Annotated in this window: 18 protein-coding genes and 1 riboswitch; of the genes, 10 read left to right on the top strand and 8 right to left on the bottom strand. The window is 73.3% G+C overall.

The genetic code is table 11. From position 1 onward, the window contains the following. Nucleotides 1-16: 16 nt before the first annotated feature. The 4 genes from ACFUK0_RS05995 to metE all read right to left on the bottom strand — a co-directional run bounded on the left by ACFUK0_RS05995 (nucleotide 17) and on the right by metE (nucleotide 4529). Nucleotides 17-379: a MarR family winged helix-turn-helix transcriptional regulator gene (locus tag ACFUK0_RS05995; RefSeq protein ID WP_380246834.1), complete on the bottom strand. Its 363-nt coding sequence runs from the start codon at nucleotides 377-379 to the stop codon at nucleotides 17-19. Between the two features lie 325 nt (nucleotides 380-704). Beyond that, on the bottom strand, nucleotides 705-1652 hold the full coding sequence (locus ACFUK0_RS05990) for a M48 family metalloprotease (protein WP_380246833.1): 948 nt from the start codon (nucleotides 1650-1652) through the stop codon (nucleotides 705-707). Continuing rightward, nucleotides 1649-2038, bottom strand: a complete 390-nt coding sequence (locus tag ACFUK0_RS05985; protein ID WP_380246832.1) for a BlaI/MecI/CopY family transcriptional regulator — start codon at nucleotides 2036-2038, stop codon at nucleotides 1649-1651. Before ACFUK0_RS05985 ends, ACFUK0_RS05990 begins: the two co-directional genes overlap by 4 nt. A gap of 214 nt (nucleotides 2039-2252) precedes the next feature. Continuing rightward, nucleotides 2253-4529 (bottom strand): 5-methyltetrahydropteroyltriglutamate--homocysteine S-methyltransferase, encoded by a 2277-nt coding sequence (gene metE / locus ACFUK0_RS05980; RefSeq protein WP_380246877.1) that lies wholly within the window; start codon nucleotides 4527-4529, stop codon nucleotides 2253-2255. A 223-nt stretch (nucleotides 4530-4752) separates the two neighbouring features. Beyond that, a riboswitch (cobalamin riboswitch) is annotated at nucleotides 4753-4976 on the bottom strand. A gap of 142 nt (nucleotides 4977-5118) precedes the next feature. On the opposite strand from metE, the gene ACFUK0_RS05975 reads away from it, so the two are divergent. The 3 genes from ACFUK0_RS05975 (at nucleotide 5119) to ACFUK0_RS05965 (ending at nucleotide 6811) form a co-directional block, all read left to right on the top strand. After that, the gene (locus tag ACFUK0_RS05975) at nucleotides 5119-5808 is read left to right on the top strand and encodes a TetR family transcriptional regulator (protein ID WP_380246831.1); all 690 of its coding nucleotides are present in this window, start codon (nucleotides 5119-5121) and stop codon (nucleotides 5806-5808) included. A 139-nt stretch (nucleotides 5809-5947) separates the two neighbouring features. Next, a complete protein-coding gene (locus ACFUK0_RS05970; RefSeq protein WP_380246830.1) occupies nucleotides 5948-6142 on the top strand; it encodes a DUF1918 domain-containing protein in 195 nt (64 codons plus the stop codon). A gap of 48 nt (nucleotides 6143-6190) precedes the next feature. Continuing rightward, the gene (locus ACFUK0_RS05965) at nucleotides 6191-6811 is read left to right on the top strand and encodes a DedA family protein (RefSeq protein ID WP_380246829.1); all 621 of its coding nucleotides are present in this window, start codon (nucleotides 6191-6193) and stop codon (nucleotides 6809-6811) included. 25 nt (nucleotides 6812-6836) lie between these two features. Here the strand turns inward: ACFUK0_RS05965 and ACFUK0_RS05960 are convergent, their stop codons facing one another. The 4 genes from ACFUK0_RS05960 to ACFUK0_RS05945 form a co-directional block, all read right to left on the bottom strand. Next, the gene (locus tag ACFUK0_RS05960) at nucleotides 6837-7583 is read right to left on the bottom strand and encodes a PIG-L deacetylase family protein (protein WP_380246828.1); all 747 of its coding nucleotides are present in this window, start codon (nucleotides 7581-7583) and stop codon (nucleotides 6837-6839) included. A gap of 96 nt (nucleotides 7584-7679) precedes the next feature. Then, nucleotides 7680-8336 (bottom strand): NADPH-dependent F420 reductase, encoded by a 657-nt coding sequence (locus ACFUK0_RS05955; protein WP_380246827.1) that lies wholly within the window; start codon nucleotides 8334-8336, stop codon nucleotides 7680-7682. Between the two features lie 102 nt (nucleotides 8337-8438). Further along, nucleotides 8439-10265, bottom strand: coding sequence for a glutamine--fructose-6-phosphate transaminase (isomerizing) (gene glmS, locus ACFUK0_RS05950; RefSeq protein ID WP_380246826.1), 1827 nt, complete (start codon nucleotides 10263-10265; stop codon nucleotides 8439-8441). 62 nt (nucleotides 10266-10327) lie between these two features. Then, the gene (locus ACFUK0_RS05945; protein ID WP_380246825.1) at nucleotides 10328-10603 is read right to left on the bottom strand and encodes a hypothetical protein; all 276 of its coding nucleotides are present in this window, start codon (nucleotides 10601-10603) and stop codon (nucleotides 10328-10330) included. 350 nt (nucleotides 10604-10953) lie between these two features. Here ACFUK0_RS05945 and ACFUK0_RS05940 point away from each other — a divergent pair, with 350 nt between their 5' ends. The 7 genes from ACFUK0_RS05940 to ACFUK0_RS05910 all read left to right on the top strand — a co-directional run bounded on the left by ACFUK0_RS05940 (nucleotide 10954) and on the right by ACFUK0_RS05910 (nucleotide 20351). Continuing rightward, nucleotides 10954-12066, top strand: coding sequence for a hypothetical protein (locus ACFUK0_RS05940; RefSeq protein ID WP_380246824.1), 1113 nt, complete (start codon nucleotides 10954-10956; stop codon nucleotides 12064-12066). A gap of 153 nt (nucleotides 12067-12219) precedes the next feature. Next, nucleotides 12220-13680 (top strand): pyridoxal phosphate-dependent decarboxylase family protein, encoded by a 1461-nt coding sequence (locus ACFUK0_RS05935; protein WP_380246823.1) that lies wholly within the window; start codon nucleotides 12220-12222, stop codon nucleotides 13678-13680. A gap of 144 nt (nucleotides 13681-13824) precedes the next feature. After that, a complete protein-coding gene (locus tag ACFUK0_RS05930) occupies nucleotides 13825-15234 on the top strand; it encodes a GNAT family N-acetyltransferase (RefSeq protein WP_380246822.1) in 1410 nt (469 codons plus the stop codon). Nucleotides 15235-15726: 492 nt separating this feature from the next. Then, nucleotides 15727-16989, top strand: coding sequence for a MurT ligase domain-containing protein (locus ACFUK0_RS05925; RefSeq protein ID WP_380246821.1), 1263 nt, complete (start codon nucleotides 15727-15729; stop codon nucleotides 16987-16989). A gap of 53 nt (nucleotides 16990-17042) precedes the next feature. After that, on the top strand, nucleotides 17043-17771 hold the full coding sequence (locus tag ACFUK0_RS05920; protein ID WP_380246820.1) for a type 1 glutamine amidotransferase: 729 nt from the start codon (nucleotides 17043-17045) through the stop codon (nucleotides 17769-17771). Between the two features lie 350 nt (nucleotides 17772-18121). Beyond that, nucleotides 18122-19147, top strand: a complete 1026-nt coding sequence (locus ACFUK0_RS05915) for a 6-phosphofructokinase (RefSeq protein WP_380246819.1) — start codon at nucleotides 18122-18124, stop codon at nucleotides 19145-19147. Nucleotides 19148-19346: 199 nt separating this feature from the next. Beyond that, a complete protein-coding gene (locus ACFUK0_RS05910) occupies nucleotides 19347-20351 on the top strand; it encodes a 2-hydroxyacid dehydrogenase (RefSeq protein ID WP_380246818.1) in 1005 nt (334 codons plus the stop codon). Nucleotides 20352-20665: the final 314 nt, after the last annotated feature.

Here is a 20665-nt window from a genome sequence, read left to right as displayed (position 1 = left end):
TCCGGCTCCGGAGACGCTACGGACCGACCGCGCGCGCCCGGCCGCCGTGGGCCGCCCCACTCGCGCACACCCGCCGCAGCAGGTACTTCAGCTGGATGCGCTCCCCCCGCGTCAGCGACGCCAGCAGGACGTCCTGGGTGGCCGTGGCGTCACCCTGCAGGGCGTCCAGCGCCGCCTGCCCGGCCGGGGTGAGCATCACCAACTGCTGCCGGCCCCCGGCGTGGACGACCAGCGAGTGGACCAGTCCCGCTGCCAGCAGGTCGTCGACGACCCGCTCCGCGTCCGCCTCCGACGCCCCGACCTGCACCGCCAGATCGAGCCTGGCATGAGGGCCCAGCCTCGCCAACGTCGAGAGGACCAGCTGGTGGACCCTGCTCATCCCACGGTCCCTCAGGCGCTCCCCCAGCAGCGCGTCCGCCGCCGCGGCCGCCGCGGACAGGAGATGGATCACCTGCTCGGAGGGCGTCGACGAGCCCTGTCCCCTTTCGTACACACCACGTCCAATCGCTGGGGAGGGCGGCACCACCTCCGGCCGGGGCCACGCGAGGCCCTCCGGCCGTGCCCGCCGTCGTGCTCCGGGCACGGTGCACACACGGGCCCGTTCGTACGCAGTGCTCCGCGCCGGCAGGTGCGCGAAGCAATCCGAGGCTTACCGTACCTGCCGATCAGCGATCGGTCTACATCGATGTCGTCACTCGGACGGATCAGCGGCCCCGCACCGCCTCGGCGGCGAACTCGACGTACTCGTGCAGCCCGTACGCCAGCGCCGGCGCGGACAGGGCCGATACCGCCACCAGCGTCAGGAGCCCGGCGACGGCCGCCCGCGCCGAGCGGGCGACGGGCCGGACCGGCCGGGGCCCGAGCAGGGCTTCGACCCGCTGCGGGACCGGCCCCGTGCTCACCGACAGCAGCAGCCTGCGGCTTCCGCCCTCCCGCGCGGCCGAGGCTCCGGCCAGCGCCGCGCGCGCGATCGCGGCCGCGGCCAGCCGACGGTCACCGGACGAGGCGCAGGCCTCCTCGTCCGCCCAGCGCTCCAGGTGGAAGTCCAGGGCCGGGCGCAGGCCGCGCAGGGCCGGGTGCACCCCGGCCGCCAGGTGGGCGGCGACGGACATCAGGTGGTGGCGGCCCGTGAGATGGGCCCGCTCGTGGGCGAGCAGGACTTCGCGTTCCGCCGGGCCCAGTGCCCGGAGCATCCCCTGCGTCACGACGACCCGTCCGCCGCGCCGGCGCAGCGCGGGCAGGGCGAACGCGTCCGGGGCGTCACTCGGCACCACCAGCAGGTCGCCCTCGGGCACCGCGTCCGCCGTCGACGCCCAGGCGCGCGCCAGCACGGAACGCTGCTCGCGCCAGCGGCGCACCACCACCACCGACTGCGCTGCCAGCACCACCCCGGCCGCACCGGCGACCGGCAGGGCGGCCGGCCACGCGGCCGCCACCCGCGACACGGGCAGGTGTTCCAGATGGGCGAGGAACGGCACGTGGAACAGTCCGGCCAACGCCGCCACGGTGCCGCCCGCGAGCAGGACCGCCGCCCCGGTGAGGACGGCGCACGCCTCGCGCGGCGGAAGGACGCCCGCCAGGCGGCGGGCCGCCGGCGCCGCGCCCCAGGGCAGCAGCAGGGCCAGCACGACGAGGGCCAGGACCAGGGTCACGCACGCTCCCCGGGGCCCTCGGATTCCAGCAGGAGACGGCGCAGGACGTCCTCGTCACCCTCGGAGAGCGAGGACACGAACCGCTTCAGCACCAGCTCCCGGCTCGGATCGCCCTCCAGCTCCCGGCGCATCCGCCCGGCGGCCAGCCCGGCTGCGTCGTCCGCCGCCAGGTAGGCGAAGCCCCGCCCCGAGCGGATCCGCACGAGCGTCCCCTTCTCGTGGAGGCGGATCAGGATGGTCGCCACGGTCGTCCTGGCCAGGCCCCGGCCCAGCGATGCGTTGACCTGCTGCGGGGTCATCGGCCCCCCGGCCGCCCACAGGACCGCCAGCACATCCGCGACGAGCTCGCCGTGCGGGCGCCTCGCGTCCCGGCCGTCGTCCACCATCCCACTCCTGCCCTGCTGACTTCCCGGCCGAACACGTCCGGATCTCCGTAAGGTATGCCTATCCAACTCTACGGGTACAGGATCCGGGCACGGCGCGGTGACCCTGCGGGCAGGCGTCCGGGCCCGGGAGGATCGGCCCAGGTCATGGCCCCGCACCGGGCCCGGCCGCGCCGGGCGGGTGATCACGGGGTCACACCCGCCCGGCACGGTGGCGTCAGCCGGCCGGCTCCGCGCGGACCTCGCGGGCCGCGGCGACCAGGTGCTCCAGCGAGGCGCGGGTCTCGGGCCAGCCGCGGGTCTTCAGGCCGCAGTCGGGGTTGACCCAGAGCCGCGCCGCCGGGATGGCGGCGAGGGCGGCGCGCAGCAGGGCGGCGGCCTCCGCGGTGCTCGGCACCCGGGGCGAGTGGATGTCGTAGATGCCGGGGCCGACCTCGCGCGGGTAGCCGGCCTCGGCCAGCTCGTGGGCGACCTGCATGTGCGAGCGGGCCGCCTCCAGGGAGATCACGTCGGCGTCGAGCTCGTCGATCGCGGTCATGATCTCGCCGAACTCGGCGTAGCACATGTGGGTGTGGACCTGGGTGTCCGCGCGGACCCCGGAGGTGCTGAGCCGGAACGCCTCGGTGGCCCACGCCAGGTACGCGGGCCGGTCGGCGGCGCGCAGCGGCAGGGTCTCGCGCAGGGCGGGCTCGTCCACCTGGATGACGGCGGCGCCGGCCGCCTCCAGGTCGTTCACCTCGTCGCGCAGGGCGAGGGCGACCTGGCGGGCGGTGTCGGCGATCGGCTGGTCGTCGCGGACGAAGGACCAGGCGAGCATCGTGACGGGGCCGGTGAGCATGCCCTTGACCGGACGGCTCGTCAGGTCCTGGGCGTAGCGGTACCAGTCGACGGTCATCGGGTGCGGGCGGGAGAGATCGCCGGCCAGCACGGGCGGGCGGACGTAGCGGGTGCCGTAGGACTGCACCCAGCCCTGCTGGGTGGCCAGGTAGCCGGTGAGCTGTTCGGCGAAGTACTGGACCATGTCGTTGCGTTCGGGCTCGCCGTGCACCAGGACGTCGAGGCCGGCCTTCTCCTGGTAGGCGATGACCTCACGGACCTCGGCGCGCATCCGGTCCTGGTAGGTGCCGCCGTCGATCCGGCCGGCCCGCAGGTCGGCGCGGGCGGTGCGCAGCTCCGTGGTCTGCGGGAAGGAGCCGATGGTGGTGGTCGGCAGCAGCGGTAGGTTCAGCCGGGCCCGCTGGGCGACGGCGCGCTCGGGGTAGGCCTGGAGGCGGCGGGCGTCCCCGGCGGTGGTGGCTGCCGCGCGGGCACGGACGGCCGGGTCGTGGGTGAGGGCGGAGGCGGCGCGGGAGGCCAGGTCGGCCCGGTTGGCGGCGAGTTCGGCGGTGATCGCGTGGGTGCCCTCGCGCAGGCCCCGGGCGAGGGTGGTGATCTCACCGGTCTTCTGCCGGGCGAAGGCCAGCCAGCGCGCCACCTGCGGGTCGAGGTCGCGCTCGGCGCCGGCGTCGAGCGGGACGTGCAGCAGGGAGCAGGAGGGGGCGACGTCCACCCGGTCGGCCAGGCCGAGCAGGGTGGCCAGGGTGGTCAGCGACTTCTCCAGGTCGTTGATCCAGATGTTGCGGCCGTCCACCACGCCTGCGACCAGGCGCTTGCCGGGGAGGCCGCCGACGGCCGCGAGGTCGTCCAGGTTGGCGGCGCCGGGGCCGGTGAAGTCCAGGCCGACGCCCTCGACGGGGGCCTTGGCGAGGACTTTCAGCGCCTCGCCGGCGCGGTCGAAGTAGGTGGCGACCAGGATGCTCGGCCGGGCGGTGAGCGCACCGAGCTCGCGCAAGACCCTTGCGGCGGCGCTCAGTTCGGCCGGGCTGCGGTCCTGGACGAGGGCGGGCTCGTCGAGCTGGACCCAGTCGGCGCCGGCCGCGCGCAGGTCCGCGAGCAGTTCGGCGTAGACGGGCAGCAGCCGGTCGAGCAGGGTGAGCGGCTGGAAGTCGGCGCCGACGCCGGGAGCGGGCTTGGCGAGCAGCAGGTAGGTCAGCGGGCCGACCAGCACCGGGCGGGCGCGGTGGCCCAGCGCCAGGGCCTCACGCAGTTCGGAGACGGCCTTGGCGGAGTTCGCGGCGAAGACCGTGTCCGGCCCCAACTCGGGCACCAGGTAGTGGTAGTTGGTGTCGAACCACTTGGTCATCTCCAGCGGTGCGGCGTCCTGGGTGCCGCGGGCCATGGCGAAGTAGCCGTCCAGCGGATCGGCGTCGACGGCGGCCCGGTGGCGCGGCGGGATCGCGCCGACGGCGACCGTGGCGTCCAGCACGTGGTCGTACAACGAGAAGTCGCCGGTGGGCAGTTCGGTGACGCCGGCCTCGGCCAGCCGGTGCCAGTTGTCGCGCCGCAGGCCCGCGGCGGTGGCCCGCAGGGCGTCGGCGTCGACCCGACCGGCCCAGTAGCCCTCGACCGCCTTCTTCAGCTCCCGGTTCGGGCCCTGCCTCGGGTAGCCGTACACGGTGGACTGCGGGGTGGCCGACGGACGAGCGCCGGGCTGCGGCTGCGGGGTACCGGACTGCGGGGTGGTGGAACTCGATGACACGGAACTCTCCTTCGCGAGTCGCGTTGCGATCCCGGGAGAGCACGGGGGCGCGAAGGAACACAGCAGTGGGGGCGCGGCACCAGGATGTGCCCGCCCGCTCCGCCGACCCGCCCACGAGGTCACCGAGATCACCGCGTGCGGGGTGCACGCGGGCAGTGGCAGGTCTTCGGACTCATGGGCACACCCGCCCTGGAAGGGCGGACACCTACTGGCCGTCGCTTCCCGGGCCCCTGCTGGGGCCCAGTGCATGTGACGGCGGTCGTTCCCATTCACCGCTGCGGGGCAGTCCCGGATTCACACCGGGTTCCCTCTTGCGACGCGCCTGCCTGGCTGGCAGGGCGAACCGACTGCGAGGCACAGCCTAGGCCCTCCGGACCGGCCCCGTCGGCGATCGTCCGGATGCCGGTACCCGGCGGCGCCGTCACCCCGGGCCGGAACGGGTACCCGCGGCGGCGCCCGCGCCGGTGATTCGCCCGGGGAACGCCGGATGCGGCACAGTGTGGCCATGAGCGCGGACACGGACCACCGGGACCCGGTCGGGCAGCTCGGCGGGCCGAGCACCGCTCCCCGGCGACGTCCGGTGCAGCAGCGCAGCCAGGAACGGTACGAGCGCATCCTCGACGCCTGCGCGAGCCTGCTGGACGAGGTCGGCGCCACCGCCCTGACCACCAAGGCGGTGGCCCAGCGGGCCCAGGTGCCGATCGGCACGCTCTACCAGTTCTTCGCCGGCAAGGAGAGCCTGCTCGCCGCCCTGGCCGCCCGGAACCTGGAGCGCTACCTGGAGCGTCTCGCCCGCCGGCTGGAGGCCGAGGCCCCGCCGGGCGTGCCCGGCTTCGTCGACCTCGCGGTGGAGGAGTTCGTCGCCATGAAGCGGGCCGTACCCGGATTCGGGCAGGTCGACTTCGGCCTGGTCGACCCGAGCCCGACGGGCGTCCTCGACGACCGGCACCTGCTGGACACGACACTCGACAACAACGCGACCGTGGCGGTGCGGCTGCAGGCCCTCGGCGGCGACCTGTTCACCGACCGGGCCGGGCGGCCGGGCGGCCCGGTGGTCCTGCGGGTGGCGCTGGAGTCGGCGGACGCCGTCCTCAAACTCGCCTTCCGCAGCGACCCCGACGGCGACCCCGTGCTGATCGCCGAATGCAAGCGCCTGCTCCGCGGCTACCTCTCGGACCGGCCCGCGGGCGCCTGACCAGCGGCACCGAAGCGTTGCGGGCCGGCCCGGCCGGCAGCACAGTGGAAGCAGGACGGCTGCCGGCGGCCCGGCCGGCCCGGGCGCGGCGGCCTGCCTGTCGGCGGCACGAGGGCCGTCACTACCTAAGGAGCAGATCGTGCATGCAGCGGTAGGTGACCAGCTCCACATCCACAGCAGGTCGGTGGGCATGGCGGACCGCACGGGCGAGATCACCGAGGTCCGCGGCCCCAACGGGGAGCCGCCGTACCTGGTGTCCTTCGAGGACGGCCACGAGGGGCTCGTCTACCCGGGACCGGACACCGTCGTCGAGCACAGCAAGAAGATCAGCTGACGCGCACCGTCCGTCCCGCGCCCGCCCGGCGCGGGACGGACCACTAGCGTGTCCGCGCCGCTGCCCGGCCCGCTGGACGGCCTGGCCCCGCTGCTGGAGCACTACGGCTACCCGGCGCTGGCCGCCTTCGTGCTGCTCGACAACTGCGGCATCCCCGCGCCCGGCCAGACCATCCTGGTGCTGGCGGCCGTCTACGCCGGTACGGGGCACCTGAACCTCGCCGCCGTGATCGTCATCGCCCTCGTCGCCGCGATCGCCGGGAACACCCTCGGCTACGTCATCGGGCGCACCGGCGGCCGGGCCTTCGTCCACCGCTGGGGCAGCTACGTGCTGCTCACGCCGGCCCGGATGGAACGCGCGGACGGCTTCTTCGACCGGCACGGCGGCAAGGTCGTCACGGTGGCCCGCTTCGTGGACGGGCTGCGCCAGGCCAACGGCATCATCGCCGGCACCACCGGCATGGACGCGCGCCGCTTCACCTTCTTCAACGTCCTCGGCGCGGTGCTGTGGGTCGGTGTCTGGTCGGCCTTCGGCTATCTCGCGGGCGCCAACATCGGCACCGTGTACGAGCGTGTGGTGCGCTACCAGCTGTGGCTGCTGGTGGCGCTCGGTGTCGTCGTCGCCGCCCTGGCCGTGCACCAGGTGCTGCGCCGGCGGGCCCGCCGGTAGCGGCCGCGGCACCCGGCCGGCCCCGTCAGCCGAAGCTGAACGGCAGCACCTCGAACGACGAGGCGTACCGCACGCCCAGCCGGGTGCCGGCGGCGCGGGCGAAGCCCTCCAGGAAGTCCGCCGCGTTCGCCATGTCGCCGCCGAGCCCCTCCAGGTACGCCTTGTGGGCCCGCAGCGAGGCCACCCCGACGTCGAAGAAGTCCGTGGTGTCCACCGCGTGCCGGGCGTCCGGGGAGCCGGCCGCCCAGAGTTCGCGCACTCCGTCCCAGGGCTGGTGCCCCTCGTCGACCAGGTCGGGAAAGACCCAGCGGTTCCCCGCGTCACGGACGGCGTCCAGGGTGGCGCGGCCGGTGGCGATGTGGTCGGCCTGGTTGGGCATGACGCCGCCGTAGGTGTCCCGGAAGTTGGTGGTGAGGACGATCTCCGGGCGGTGCCGGCGGATCACCCGCGCGATGTCGCGGCGCAGCGTCAGCCCGTGTTCCAGCACGCCGTCCGGATGGCCGAGGAACTCCACCTCGTGCACGCCGACCAGGGCCGCCGAGGCGACCTGCTCGGCCTCGCGGACGGGGCGGCACCGCTCGGGGGGCAGCGAGTCGATGCCGGCCTCGCCACTGGTGACCATCACGTAGACCACCCGTCTGCCCTGTGAGGTCCAGCGGGCCACCGCGGCGGCCGCGCCGTACTCCATGTCGTCGGGGTGGGCGACGACGGCCACGGCGGTCTGCCAGTCCTCGCGGAGCGCCTGGTACGGCTCGGGCTGCTGCTCGTTCATCGGGACCTCGCTCGTTCCTCGGCCGCGGCTCCCGGTCGCGGCACCGGCCCCCTTGGCAACGGTACGCCGGGGGGCCGGGCCGGGAGAACCGGCGGCTCAGCCGGCCGACCGGAGGGAGTAGTTGAAGTCGGTACTGCCGAAGTGGCCCATCAGCCGGAGCCAGAACGGCATGAGCATCTCCATCCCGCGGGCCCCCTTGACGTCGCCGAGGTCCAGCACCGACCCGGCCGGCCAGCCGAACTCCTCCAGCAGGGCGGTGACCACGGCCTTCGCGTCGGGGTCGTCGCCCGCGACGAAGGCGTTGTGCTCCCCCGGCACCCGGCCCGGTTCCACCATCACGGGGGCGCTCATCGTGTTCAGCGCCTTCACCACCCGGGCCTGCGGGAACTCCCGCTGGATCTGCTCGGCGACGCTGTCGGTACACACCGGGTCGAGGCTGACCTCGCCCTCCGCCGAGAAGACCAGCGGGTTGGAGACGTCGACCAGGACCTTCCCGGCGAGGGTGTCGGCCCCGGCCGCCCGCAGGGCCTTGAGCGAGACGGTGCCGGCCGTGGCGTTGATGACCACCTCGCCGAAGGCGGCGGCGTCGGCGAAGGTGCCGCCGTGCCCGAGCGGGCCGGCCTTCTCGGCCCAGGCCCCGGCGGCGGTGTTGTCCTTCGTCCGCGAGCCGACCGTCACCTCGTGACCGAGGGAGACCAGCTTGTCCGCCAGGGTCCGGCCGACCGTCCCCGTACCGATGATTCCGAATCGCACCGCAGTCTCCCGTTCGTCGCGCTCCACCGTTGTGGATCAGCAGGCTGACGATACGTCATGCCCTGGTGCAGCGGACCGGACGGCCCGCTGCACCGGGCCGGGTTACTCCACGGTGACGCTCTTGGCGAGGTTGCGCGGCTTGTCGACGTCCCGGCCGAGGGCGACGGCGGCGTGGTAGGCGAACAGCTGCAGCGGGATGTTGAGGAGCAGCGGGTCGAGCTCGGGCTCGCTCTTGGGGATGAGGATGCAGGCGTCGGCGAGCCGGGCGTCGGGGGTGCGGTGGGCGACCGCGATGACGCGGCCGGCGCGGGCCTTGATCTCACCGAGGGTGGTGAGGTTCTTGTCGAGCAGTTCGTCGTCGGGCACGAGCGCGACGGTGGGCAGCTCGGGGTTGATCAGTGCGAGCGGGCCGTGCTTCAGCTCGCTGGCGGGGTACGCCTCGGCGTGGACGTAGCTGATCTCCTTCAGCTTCTGCGCGCCCTCGCGGGCGACCGGGAAGCCGCGCACCCGGCCGATGAACATCATGCCCTCGCACTCGGCGTACTCCTGGGCGAGCTTGGCGATCTCCCCGTCGTTCTCCAGGATCTCCCGGATCTGGCCGGGCAGTGCCTTGAGGCCGGCCACGATGCGCCGGCCGTCGGCGGGCGACAGGTCGTGGATCCGGCCGAAGTGCAGGGCGAGCAGCGCGAAGGCGACCACGGTGGAGGTGAACGCCTTGGTCGAGGCGACCGAGATCTCGGGCCCGGCGTGCAGGTAGATGCCGCCGTCGCACTCGCGCGCGATCGCGCTGCCGACGGTGTTGACGACGCCGAGGACGCGGCCGCCCTTGCGCTTGATCTCCTGGACGGCGGCGAGCGTGTCGTAGGTCTCGCCGGACTGGCTGACCGCGACGTACAGGGTGTCGGCCTCGATGACGGGGTTGCGGTAGCGGAACTCGGAGGCGGGCTCGCTGTGCGCGGGGATCCGGGACAGCTCCTCGATCAGCTGGGCGCCCATCTCGCCGGCGTAGTAGGCGGAGCCGCAGCCGAGGATCTTCACCCGGCGGATCTCGCGCAGCTCGCGGGCGTCGAGGTTGAGGCCGCCGAGGTGCGCGGTGGCGAAGCGCTCGTCGAGGCGGCCGCTGAGGGTGCGCTCGACCGAGCCGGGCTGCTCGTTGATCTCCTTGAGCAGGAAGTGCTCGTAGCCGGCGGTGTCGTAGGAGTCGATCTCCCAGTCGACGGTGGACGGCTGGCGGTGCGTGGTGCGGGCGTCCTCGGTGAAGGTGCGGAAGCCGTCGGCGCGCACGGTCGCGAGCTCGCCGTCCTCCAGGTGGACGACCTGGCGGGTGTAGCGGACGAGCGCGGAGACGTCCGAGGCGACGAACATCTCCTTCTCGCCGATGCCGAGCACGATCGGGCTGCCGTTGCGGGCGACCACGATCCGGTCGGGCTGCTCGGCGTCGAGGACGGCGATGCCGTAGGTGCCGACGACCTTGCCGAGGGCGGCGCGGACGGCGTCCTCCAGCTCGGTGCCCTCGGTGGCGTGCGCGGCGATGAGGTGGGCGAGCACCTCGGTGTCCGTCTCGGACAGGAACGTCACGCCGTCGGCGGTGAGCTTGGCCCGCAGCTCGTCGGCGTTCTCGATGATGCCGTTGTGGACGACGGCGATGCGCTCGGAGTTGTCCAGGTGCGGGTGCGCGTTGGCGTCGCTGGGCTCGCCGTGGGTGGCCCAGCGGGTGTGGCCGATGCCGGTGGTGCCCTTGAAGCGGGCGGGTACGGCGGCGGCGAGGTCGGCGACCCTGCCCTTGACCTTGCGCAGCTTGAGACCGCCGGTGCGGCCGCTGACGGCGACGCCGGCGGAGTCGTAGCCGCGGTACTCAAGCCGCTGCAGGCCCTCCAGCAGGAAGGGGGTCGCGTCCTTGGGGCCGATGTAGGCAACGATTCCGCACATGGGTCGCTGGCTCCTCGTGAATCGGATCGGGTGGAGGGAGAGGGTGGGAGGGAGGTGCCGGCTCAGCCGTAGACGATCCGGCGCAGCTGACGGGCCGACAGCTCGGGGGCCGCGACCCGGCGCGCCGGCAGCTCGTCGGCCAGCCGGGCGAAGATCTTCTCGTTGGTGAGTCCGCGTGCCTGCAGCTCACCGTGCCGGCGGCGGACGTACTCCTCGGTGCTCTCGGAGAAGTACGCCAGCACCTCCGCGACGACCCGCGCTGCCTCCCGCGGCCCGAGCGGGCTGGTGCGGGTGAGGTGGGCGAGCAGGTCCTCGTGGGGGTGCGTTGAGCTGGACACGAGTGGGGAGCCTAGGCGGCGGCCGGAGCGGAATCAAAGATCCTGCCCGAAATCGGGCAGATCTTCAGACATTCAGCTCAACGGCCTGATCGGGCGCCGTTCGGGAGGGCTCGGCGGCGCCGGCGCCGGCCCGCCGCCATTCGGAGCACCCGGCCGCACCGGCCGCCGGAGCCGGCCTGACGCGTACAGGCCCTGTGCCGCACGGGCCGAGGGCGTGTCAAGGGCCCGGTGCGATGTGCGGTAGCGTCGCCGACATCTCCCGAATGGTGGTCAGAAACCAGGGTTGCCGATCCGGGTCCGTCAGGATGGGGGACGAACCGTCCGTCTAGATCCGCCGGGGGATCAACACCATGCAACCGCGAGTATTCGCGATTCTCACCGCCTTCCTGCTCGGGGTCCTGGGCCTGGGGTCGGTGGCCGTCACCGACTGGACCCCGGCCGCCACCTCGGCCGCCCCGGCGCTCCCCGCCGCACCGTCGGCCGGCAGCGCGGCGCCGCCGGCCACCGCCGCCTCGGCGACCCCCACCGGCGACCCGGCCGTCTGGACCCGCAGCACGCTGCGGAACAAGATGATGGCCGAGATGGAGAAGACCGACCCGGGCGTCGCACTGGCCGATCTGGACCGGATCACCAAGGAGCAGCCGTACACCGTGCGGTTCTGCCACCCGATCGCGCACGAGCTGGGGCACCAGGCCGTCAAGCGCTACAACGAGGACTTCCAGAAGGTCATCTCCTTCCCGCACGAGACCTGCGCCGCCGGCTACCTGCACGGCGCGGTCGAGGAGATGCTGAACGCCTCCAAGCAGCCCGAGGTCGACCTCCTCAAGCTCTGCGCGCCCGCCAACAAGGGCGCCTGCATCCACGGCGTGGGCCACGGCACGATGTTCGTCGCCAAGCAGGACGTCACCGCGGCCCGCGCGCTGTGCAACAAGTTCACCTCCGACACCAACCGGATCCGCTGCTCGGAGGGCCTGTTCATGCAGCTCTTCGGCCCGGACGAGGAGGACGAGAAGGCGAAGGCGAACCTGCCCGCCGACAAGATCGCCGCCGAGCCGCTGTACCCGTGCCCCGAGCAGCCGGCCCTGTTCCAGTCGGCCTGCTTCTTCTACGCGCCGACCTACTACCTCAGCTCGCACGACTACGCCAACCACCCCGAGGCCTTCGCGGACGCCCTCAAGTGGTGCCTGAACGCCAAGGCGAGCGGCGGCACCGCCGACTGCAGCCGCGGGGTGGGCTCGCGCACCATGAAGTACAACCTGGACCGCGAGGACTGGGCCGCCCAGCAGTGCGCGACGGCCGCCGACGCCTCGCAGCGCAAGAACTGCGCGGAGGGCCTGGTCAGCTACTACACCGTCAACTACACGGACGGCGGTGCGGCCGGCCGGCTCTGCGCCAAGATCACCAACAAGGAGATGCAGGGCTACTGCCGCTCCGCCGCCGGGCTCTCCAGCACCCTCGACTGACCCGGCCCGCCCAGGGAGGCCCCCGCCGTCCGCTCATCGGACGGCGGGGGCCTCTCAGCGTTCACCGCACTCCCCGCGCCCCGTAGGATCGGGGCATCCAGGTGCGCCGAGGACGCCGCGCCGTCAGGCCCCCACCTGCTGGAGCAGCACCATATGAGCCCCGCCGCCTCCCCCGCCGCACCCGACGACTTCCGCGCCGCCGCCCACAGCGCCGCCGACCTGGTCTCCGACTACCTCGCCGGCCTGTCCGAGCGCCCGGTCTGGCAGCCGATGGACCCGTCCGACCGGCAGGCGCTGCTCGACGCGCCGCTGCCCGAGGACGGCGTGCCGCTGGCCGGCCTGCTGGACTTCATCGGCGAACAGGTGATGCCCGCCCCGATGGGCAACGGCAACCCGCGCTTCTTCGGCTGGGTCAACTCCGCCCCCGCCCCGGCCGGGGTGCTCGCCACCCTGGCCGCGTCCGCGATGAACCCCAGCTCGGCCGGCGGCGACCACGCGGACGTCCACCTGGAGCGGGCCGTCGTGCGCTGGATCGCCGAGCTGGTCGGCTTCCCGCACCCGGCCGGCGGCGGCCTGCTGACCTCCGGCACCTCGATGGCGACCATCGTCTGCCTGGCCGCCGCCCGGGGCCGCGCCGCCCGCCGGGCCGGCTGGGACGTCCGTGAGGACGGCCTCGCGGGCATGCCGCCACTGGTCGCGTACGCCACCGGCGAGACCCACTCCTGCGTCCGCAAGGCCGCCGAACTGCTGGGCCTGGGCAGCAGGCACCTGCGGACGGTGGCGACCGGCCCGGACGGCCTGCTCGACATCGACGCGCTGCGGGCCGCCGTCGCCCGGGACCGCGCGGACGGGCTGCTGCCCTTCCTGGTCGTCGCCTCGGCCGGCACCGTCGGCACCGGCGCCGTGGACGCCTTCGGCCCCATCGCGGACCTCTGCGCCGAGCAGGAACTGTGGATGCACGTGGACGGGGCCTACGGCGCCTTCGGCGTGCTCGACCCGGCCGTCGCGCACCGCTACGCGGGCCTGGAGCGCGCCGACTCGCTCGCCCTCGACCCGCACAAGTGGCTCGGCGTCCCGGTGGACTGCGGCTGCGCGCTGGTGCGCGACACCGACGAGCTGCGCGGCACCTTCAGCCTCGTCCCCTCCTACCTGCGCGACGAGGCGGCCGGTTCGCTCGGCTGGTTCTCCGAGTACGGCATGGAGCAGACCCGCCCCTTCCGCTCGCTGAAGGTCTGGGCGACCATCGCCCACCGTGGCCGCCAGGGCATCGCGGACGACATCTCCCGCTGCACCGCGCTGGCCCGCCGGCTCGGCGAGCTGGTGGAGGCGGCGCCGGAGCTGGAGCTGCTGGCGCCCGTGCAGACCTCGATCGTGGCGTTCCGGTACCGCGCTCCCGGCCTGGACGAGGAGGCGGTGAACACCGTCAACCGCGAGCTGCCGGTGGCCGTCCAGCTGCGCGGGCGGGTGTTCGTCACCGGGGCGCTGCTGGAGGGCCGCGAGATGCTCCGGGCGTGCCTGCTGAACGCCGCCACCACGGAGGCCGACCTCGCACTGCTGGTCTCCGAAGTCGTCGCCGCCGGAGCCGGCCTGACGGGTCGTCCTGCCGCCAACTGAACCGGCGCGGATTCCGGCCCGTGGAAACGGGCCGGAATCGCCGCGGAAATGATCGAGTGCGCGTGCGAATGGTCCGGGAAGACATTTACCCACAGGTCACGGGGGATTCGTGATCGTGAAACACCGGACCGGCAACATCGTGGCATGGAACATCTGACGAACGGCCGATCCCTCACCCCGACGACCTCCCGCGCGACCCGGCGCGGCGCCAGAATCCACCGCTGGCGTCGCGACTCCGTCGAGCTCGCCGCGATCTTCCTCTCGGTCACCGCCGCCGACCTGGTGGCCAAGATCGTGGTGCACGGCCCCGACGGCCCGCTCGTCCTCGCCGCCTCGGCGACCGTCCTGCTCGCCACGGCGCTGTTCCACACCTGGTGGGCACACCGCCACCTGCACGGGCCGCCGCCGTCGCCCGAGGGCGCCGCACCGCCCACCGCCGACCCGGCGGAGCAGGCGGAGCTGAAGGGCCCGCTGCACGACTTCGAGCAGACCACGCTCTGGCGGGTCCGCACCACCGTCGAGGACTCCCCCGGCAGCCTGGCCCGGGTGTGCACCGCGTTCGCGGCGCAGCACGTCAACATCATCTCGATGCAGTCGCACCCGCTGCCGACCGGCACCGTCGACGAGTTCCTGGTCCGCGCCCCGCTGACCCTCAGCCGGGCCGAGCTGACCCGCACGGTGGCCTCGGCCGGCGGCCACGACATCTGGACGGACCCGGCCGACGCGCACGACCTGGTCGACGTCCCCACGCACGTGCTGGCGCTCGCCACCCGCACCGCGCTGGACGCCGCCGAGCTGCCGATCGCCCTGCGCCAGCTGTTCGGCCGGTGCACGATCCGCCAGTTCCCCGGCGCCGGGAAGCGGGCGACGGCCGGCGTGGACGGCCACGTGATGCGGCTGCCCGCCCCCTCCGGGGACCTGATCGAGCTGACCCGCCCGCACCTGCCGTTCACCCCGACCGAGTTCGCCCGGGCCCAGGCCCTGGTGGAGCTGGACACCCTGCTCGGCCCGCGCGTCCCGCAGGTCACGGCACGGCTGACGCTGCCCGCCGGCGCCGACCTGACCGTCCGCCGGGCCGACGCCGGTGACAAGGAGGCCGCGCTGGCCATGCACCGGCGCTGCTCCACCGACACCCTGCGCAAGCGCTACCACGGCCCGGTCGGCGACGCCGAGCGCTACCTCGACCACCTGCTCGACGCCCGGCACGGCCAGACCCTCACCGTCGAGGCCGCCGACGGGCAGATCGTCGCCCTCGGGCACCTGATGTGGGACGACGCCAGCGCGGAGGTCGCCGTCCTGGTCGAGGACGCCTGGCAGCGCCGCGGGCTCGGGCTCGACCTGATGCGGCGGATGTCGGCGCTCGCCCTGGAGGCCGGGATCGAGAGCGTGTACGCCATCACGCAGGCGTCCAACACCGGGCTGATCGCCACCATGCGCAAGCTGTCCGCCCCGCTCGACTACCAGGTCGAGGACGGCACCCTGGTGATCACCGCGCACCTCGCCGAGGCCTCCGCCGAACTGCCCGCCCCCTGGCCCAGCCGCCCCGGCCGCTGATCCGGCCACTCACCCCGAACGTCTCCTCGCACCCTCACCCGCTGCCCCGCGCCCGTCCCCGGCGCGGGGCAGCGGCCTGCCCGCGTCCCGGCTCCGGCTCACGACTCCGGACGGTGACGCAGATCACGCCCCCCACCGAGCGGCGCGGCACCACTGCGTCGTCCGGTGACGGGCAGGTGTGAGTAAGGGGAGAGAAGGTGAGGGCGACCGGTGACGAGGGGCATCCCGGGGGAAAGCCTGGTCGCACCGGTCGCCGTGGCCGGGCCCGCGCGGGGCGGCTCCCCCGGCACCCGGGTCCGGTGCCTCCGACGGGCGTACCACAGCCGCCGTCCGAGGGGCCGTCAGGGCTCAATCCCGGCAATCCCGGCAGGCAGTGCCGGGTGCGGGGCTCGGTCCCGGGCCTGGGAGTCGGTAGGCTGGGGCCGTCCCCGCCGCCCGACGGTCCGTTGACCGGCCCCCGGGCGGTGCCGCAGCAAGGAGGAACCACTGAGCATGGCAGGCACCGAAACGGAGGCCACAGGCGCGCGCGACGCCTCGCTGCCCGCCCGCGCCAAGATCGCCGTCACGGCCGGCCGGGTGGCCGCCGCCGTCTCACGCAAGGCCGGCCGCGGCAGCGGCTCGGTCATCGGCGGCAAGATCGCCCTCAGGCTCGACCCCGATCTGCTCGCCACCCTCGCCGACCACCTCGACGTCATCCTGGTCAGCGCCACCAACGGCAAGACCACCACGACCCGGCTGATCGCCGAGGCCCTGGGGGCCGCCGGCCCGGTCGTCTCCAACGCGCTCGGCGCCAACATGCCGGCCGGCATCACCTCCGCCCTGGCGGGCGGCTCGGACGCCCGGTTCGGCGTGATCGAGGTCGACGAGAAGTACCTCGCCGGGGTCGCCCGCGACACCCGGCCGAAGGCGATCGCCCTGCTCAACCTCTCCCGCGACCAGCTCGACCGCGCGGCCGAGACCCGGATGATGGCCGAGAAGTGGCGCGAGGGCCTCAAGGACTCCGAAGCCGTCATCATCGCCAACGCGGACGACCCGCTGGTGACCTGGGCCGCCTCCTCCTGCAAGAAGGTGGTCTGGGTGGCCGCCGGACAGGCCTGGAAGGAGGACGCCTGGTCCTGCCCCGCCTGCGGCGGCGTGATGCAGCGCCCCGGCGACGACTGGTTCTGCCAGGACTGCGGCTTCCGCCGGCCCAACCCGCACTGGGCCCTCCAGGGCACCCACGTGGTCGACCCGCAGCGCGGCGCCTGGCCGATCCAGCTCCAGCTGCCCGGCCGGGCCAACCTCGCCAACGCGACCAGCTCGGCCGCCGTGGCCGCCGTGTTCGGCGTGCCCCCGCAGGTCGCGCTGGACCGGATGCGCGCGGTCACCGCCGTGGCCGGCCGCTACGACGTCGTCCAGTACCAGGGCCGCGACATCAGGCTTCTGCTGGCGAAGAACCCGGCCGGCTGGCTGGAGACCTTCTCCCTGATCGACGGGCCGCCGACCCCGGTGTTCCTCTCGGTGAACGCGATGGACGCCGACGGCACCGACACCTCCTGGCTGTGGGACGTCGACTACGAGCGGCTCGCCGGGCACCCGGTGTTCGTGATGGGCCAGCGCAAGCTGGACCTCGCGGTGCGCCTGGAGGTCGCCGGGCTGCAGTTCCACGTGGTGGACTCGCTGGAGCAGGCTGTCCGGATGGCGCCCCCCGGGCGGATCGAGGCGATCGCCAACTACACCGCTTTCCAGCAGCTCAGGAAGGTCGTGGCGGGCTGATGACGACTCCAGGAACCGGCCCGGGCACCGGGCCGAACGGAAGGCCTTCGAGGATGAGTGAGAGCAGCCTGCGGCTGGTCTGGGTCTACCCGGACCTGCTCAGCACCTACGGCGACCGGGGCAACGCCCTGGTCGTGGAGCGCCGCGCCCGCCAGCGCGGGCTGGGGGTGACCCGGATCGACGTCCGGTCCGACCAGGCCGTGCCGACCAGTGGTGACATCTACCTGATCGGCGGCGGCGAGGACCGTCCGCAGCGGCTGGCCGCCGAGCGGCTGCGCCAGGACACCGGGCTGGTCCGGGCGTCCGAGAACGGTGCGATCATCTTCTCGGTCTGCGCCGGCTACCAGATCCTCGGCCACGAGTTCATCAACGACATCGGCGAGCGCGAGCCCGGCCTCGGCCTGCTCGACGTCTGGAGCACCCGCGGCGAGGGCGCCCGCAACGTGGGCGACGTGCTCGCCGACGTGGATCCGCGGCTGAACCTGCCGCAGCTCACCGGCTTCGAGAACCACCAGGGCATCACCCACCTCGGCGAGGGCGTCTCCCCGCTCGCGCAGGTGGCCGTGGGCGGCGGCAACGGCACCGGGGACGGCACGGAGGGCGCCTGGCGGGACACCGTCTTCGGCACCTACCTGCACGGCCCCGTGATGGCCCGCAACCCCGCCGTCGCGGACATGCTGATCAAGCTCGCGCTGGACGTCAGCGCGCTGCCGCCGGTCGACACCACCTGGTACGACGCGCTGCGCGCGGAGCGGATCGCCTCGACCCGCCAGCCCGCGTAGCACCGGTCCACGGGGGCCGGGTGACCGCATCGCGGGCACCCGGCCCACCGACAATCGAATACGTACGACAATAGGGAAGCTGGCCGCACACCCTCTTCGGCAGCCGGCAGCATTCCACGGGAGCGCCGATGGCGCCGCTGCCGTGTCGGTTCCTGTCCGGCCGGACACAGGGGCCCGCTATATGCTCGACCTCGTGATCGCCTTCGAGCGGAATCGCTCGATCCGATCAGCGCTTCACCTCTCGGCCACCTCCGCGCCACCCCGGCGCGGGAGCGGAACGCTACGGTGACTGCGTGGTCCCAGCCTGGTAGTCCGGCCGTTCCTCGGTTCTGCTCGGGAGTTGCAAAGCAATGCGTATTGGTGTGCTGACCAGCGGCGGTGACTGCCCCGGCCTGAACGCTGTGATCCGCTCCGTGGTCCACCGGGGGGTAGTCGACCACGGCGACGAGATCATCGGCTTCCAGGACGGCTGGCGCGGCCTTCTCGAGGGCGTCCATCGCCCTCTGACCCTCGACTCCGTGAGTGGCATCCTCGCCCAGGGCGGCACGATCCTGGGCTCCTCGCGCGTCCAGCCCAGCCACCTGCGCGACGGCGTCGAGCGCGCCAAGAAGCACTGCGAGGACCTCGGGATCGACGCGGTCATCCCGATCGGCGGCGAGGGCACCCTCAAGGCGGCCAAGCTGATGAGCGACGGCGGGGTCCCCGTCGTCGGCGTGCCGAAGACCATCGACAACGACATCGCCTGCACGGACGTGACGTTCGGTTTCGACACCGCCGTCTCGGTCGCGACCGACGCCCTCGACCGGCTCAAGACCACGGCCGAGTCGCACCAACGCGTCATGGTCGTCGAGCTCATGGGCCGCCACACCGGCTGGATCGCCCTGCACGCGGGCATGGCCGCCGGCGCCCACGCCATCGTGGTGCCCGAGCGCCCCTTCCACATCGACCGGCTCACCGCCGTCGTCCGCGAGCGCTTCGACCGCAACAAGAAGTTCGCGATCGTGGTGTGCGCCGAGGGTGCCAAGCCCGAGCCCGGCACCATGCACTGGGAGGAGGGCGTGAAGGACATCTACGGTCACGAGCGCTTCACCGGTGTCGCCAACCAGCTCTCCCGCGAGCTGGAGCACCGCCTCGGCAAGGAGGCCAAGCCGGTCATCCTCGGCCACACCCAGCGCGGCGGCACCCCCACCGCGTACGACCGCGTGCTCGCCACCCGCTTCGGCTGGCACGCCGTCGAGGCCGTCCACAAGGGCGCCTTCGGCCACATCACCGCCCTGCAGGGCACCGACATCAACCTGGTGCCGCTCGCCGAGGCCGTCGCCGAGCTGAAGACCGTCCCGCCGGAGCGCTACCTCGAAGCCGAGACCGTCATCTGACGCCACCCGGCCCACCCCGCTTCGCCTCGTACGGCTCCGGCCCCCGGGATCCACTTCCCGGGGGCCGGAGCCGTCGGAAGCCACTGCCGTAGGGGGGGTGCCGCCGAGCATTTCCTCCCCGCGCGGATCGCGCGACGCGCCCCGCCCTGTGCGGCGAGCCCTCCCCCCTCCCCCGCACCGGCCTGGCTACGGTGACGGCATGGAGATCCTCGCGTACGGCGTCCAGGAAGATGAGCGGCCCCTGCTGGAGCAGGCCTTCGCCGAACGGCACGCACTGCGCAGCCTGGCCGTGTTCCTCAACCGGGACACCGCCCCGCTCGCCGTCGGCCACACCGTCGTCAGCAGCAGCGTCAACGACGTCCTGGACGCCGAGACCCTCGCCGTCCTCGCCGACGGCGGGACGAAGCTGATCGCCCAGCGTTCCACCGGCTTCAACAACATCGACCTGGACGCCGCCGCCCGGCTCGGCCTCACCGTCGCCCGGGTCTCCTACTACAGCCCTTACGCCGTTGCTGAACACGCTTGGACCCTGGCACTGGCCGTGAACCGCCGGCTGACCCGGGCCGCGAACCGCTCCCGCGAGTTCGACTTCCGCCTCGACGGACTGATGGGCCGCGACATCCACGGCATGACCATCGGCGTCGTCGGCACCGGCAAGATCGGCGAGTGCTTCGCCCGCATCGCCCACGGCTTCGGCACCCGCCTCATCGGCTGGGACATCGCCCCCAACCCCGCCTGCCTCGAACTCGGCATGGAATACGTCGAACGCGAGGAACTCTTCGCCACCAGCGACCTCATCAGCCTTCACGTCCCCCTGCTCCCCGCCACCCACCACCTCGTCGACACCGCCGCCCTCGCCCTGATGAAGAACGACGCCATCCTCATCAACTCCAGCCGGGGCGGCCTCGTCGACACCGCCGCCCTCGTCGAGACCCTGCGCGCCGGCAAACTCTCCGGCGTCGGCCTCGACGTCTACGAGGAGGAAACCGGCGTCTTCTTCTACGACCGCTCCGTCGAAGGCATCAGCGACGACACCCTCGCCCGCCTCGTCACCTTCCCCCAGGTCCTCGTCACCAGCCACCAGGCCTACTTCACCCGCACCGCCGTCGGCCAGATCATCGACGCCACCGCCCGCAACATCCACGACTTCGAAGCCGGCCACACCAACGAGAACACCCTCGTCCCCAAGAACACGGACACCTGACCACAGAGCATCGCGGGCCGGGCCGGTACGGGCAGCGTGGGCCGCGGTGGCCTCGGCGATCGGCGTGAGCGGTGCGGATCAGCGAGTGCATCCACACCTCCGAGGCCAACGACGTCAACACCCGCGGGCCCCGCGCAACCGACACACGAAGGCGGGCGCGAGGCTTCCGCCCGGCCACCCCTGCCGCCGGTCGTCCCCGGGGTGGCCCGAAGGGACGGCGCCGCGGCGCGGGCCGGGCGCCGAAGGCGCGATCCCCACCGGACGGCGTAACCCGGGAGGCCGGAGCGCCGGCGGATGGCGAAGATCGAATGTGG

It is taken from the genome of Kitasatospora sp. NPDC057223 (assembly GCF_042669755.1).
Classification (GTDB): domain Bacteria; phylum Actinomycetota; class Actinomycetes; order Streptomycetales; family Streptomycetaceae; genus Kitasatospora.
Note: the sequence above shows the minus strand (reverse complement) of the source record. Positions and strands in the feature narration are given on the sequence as shown.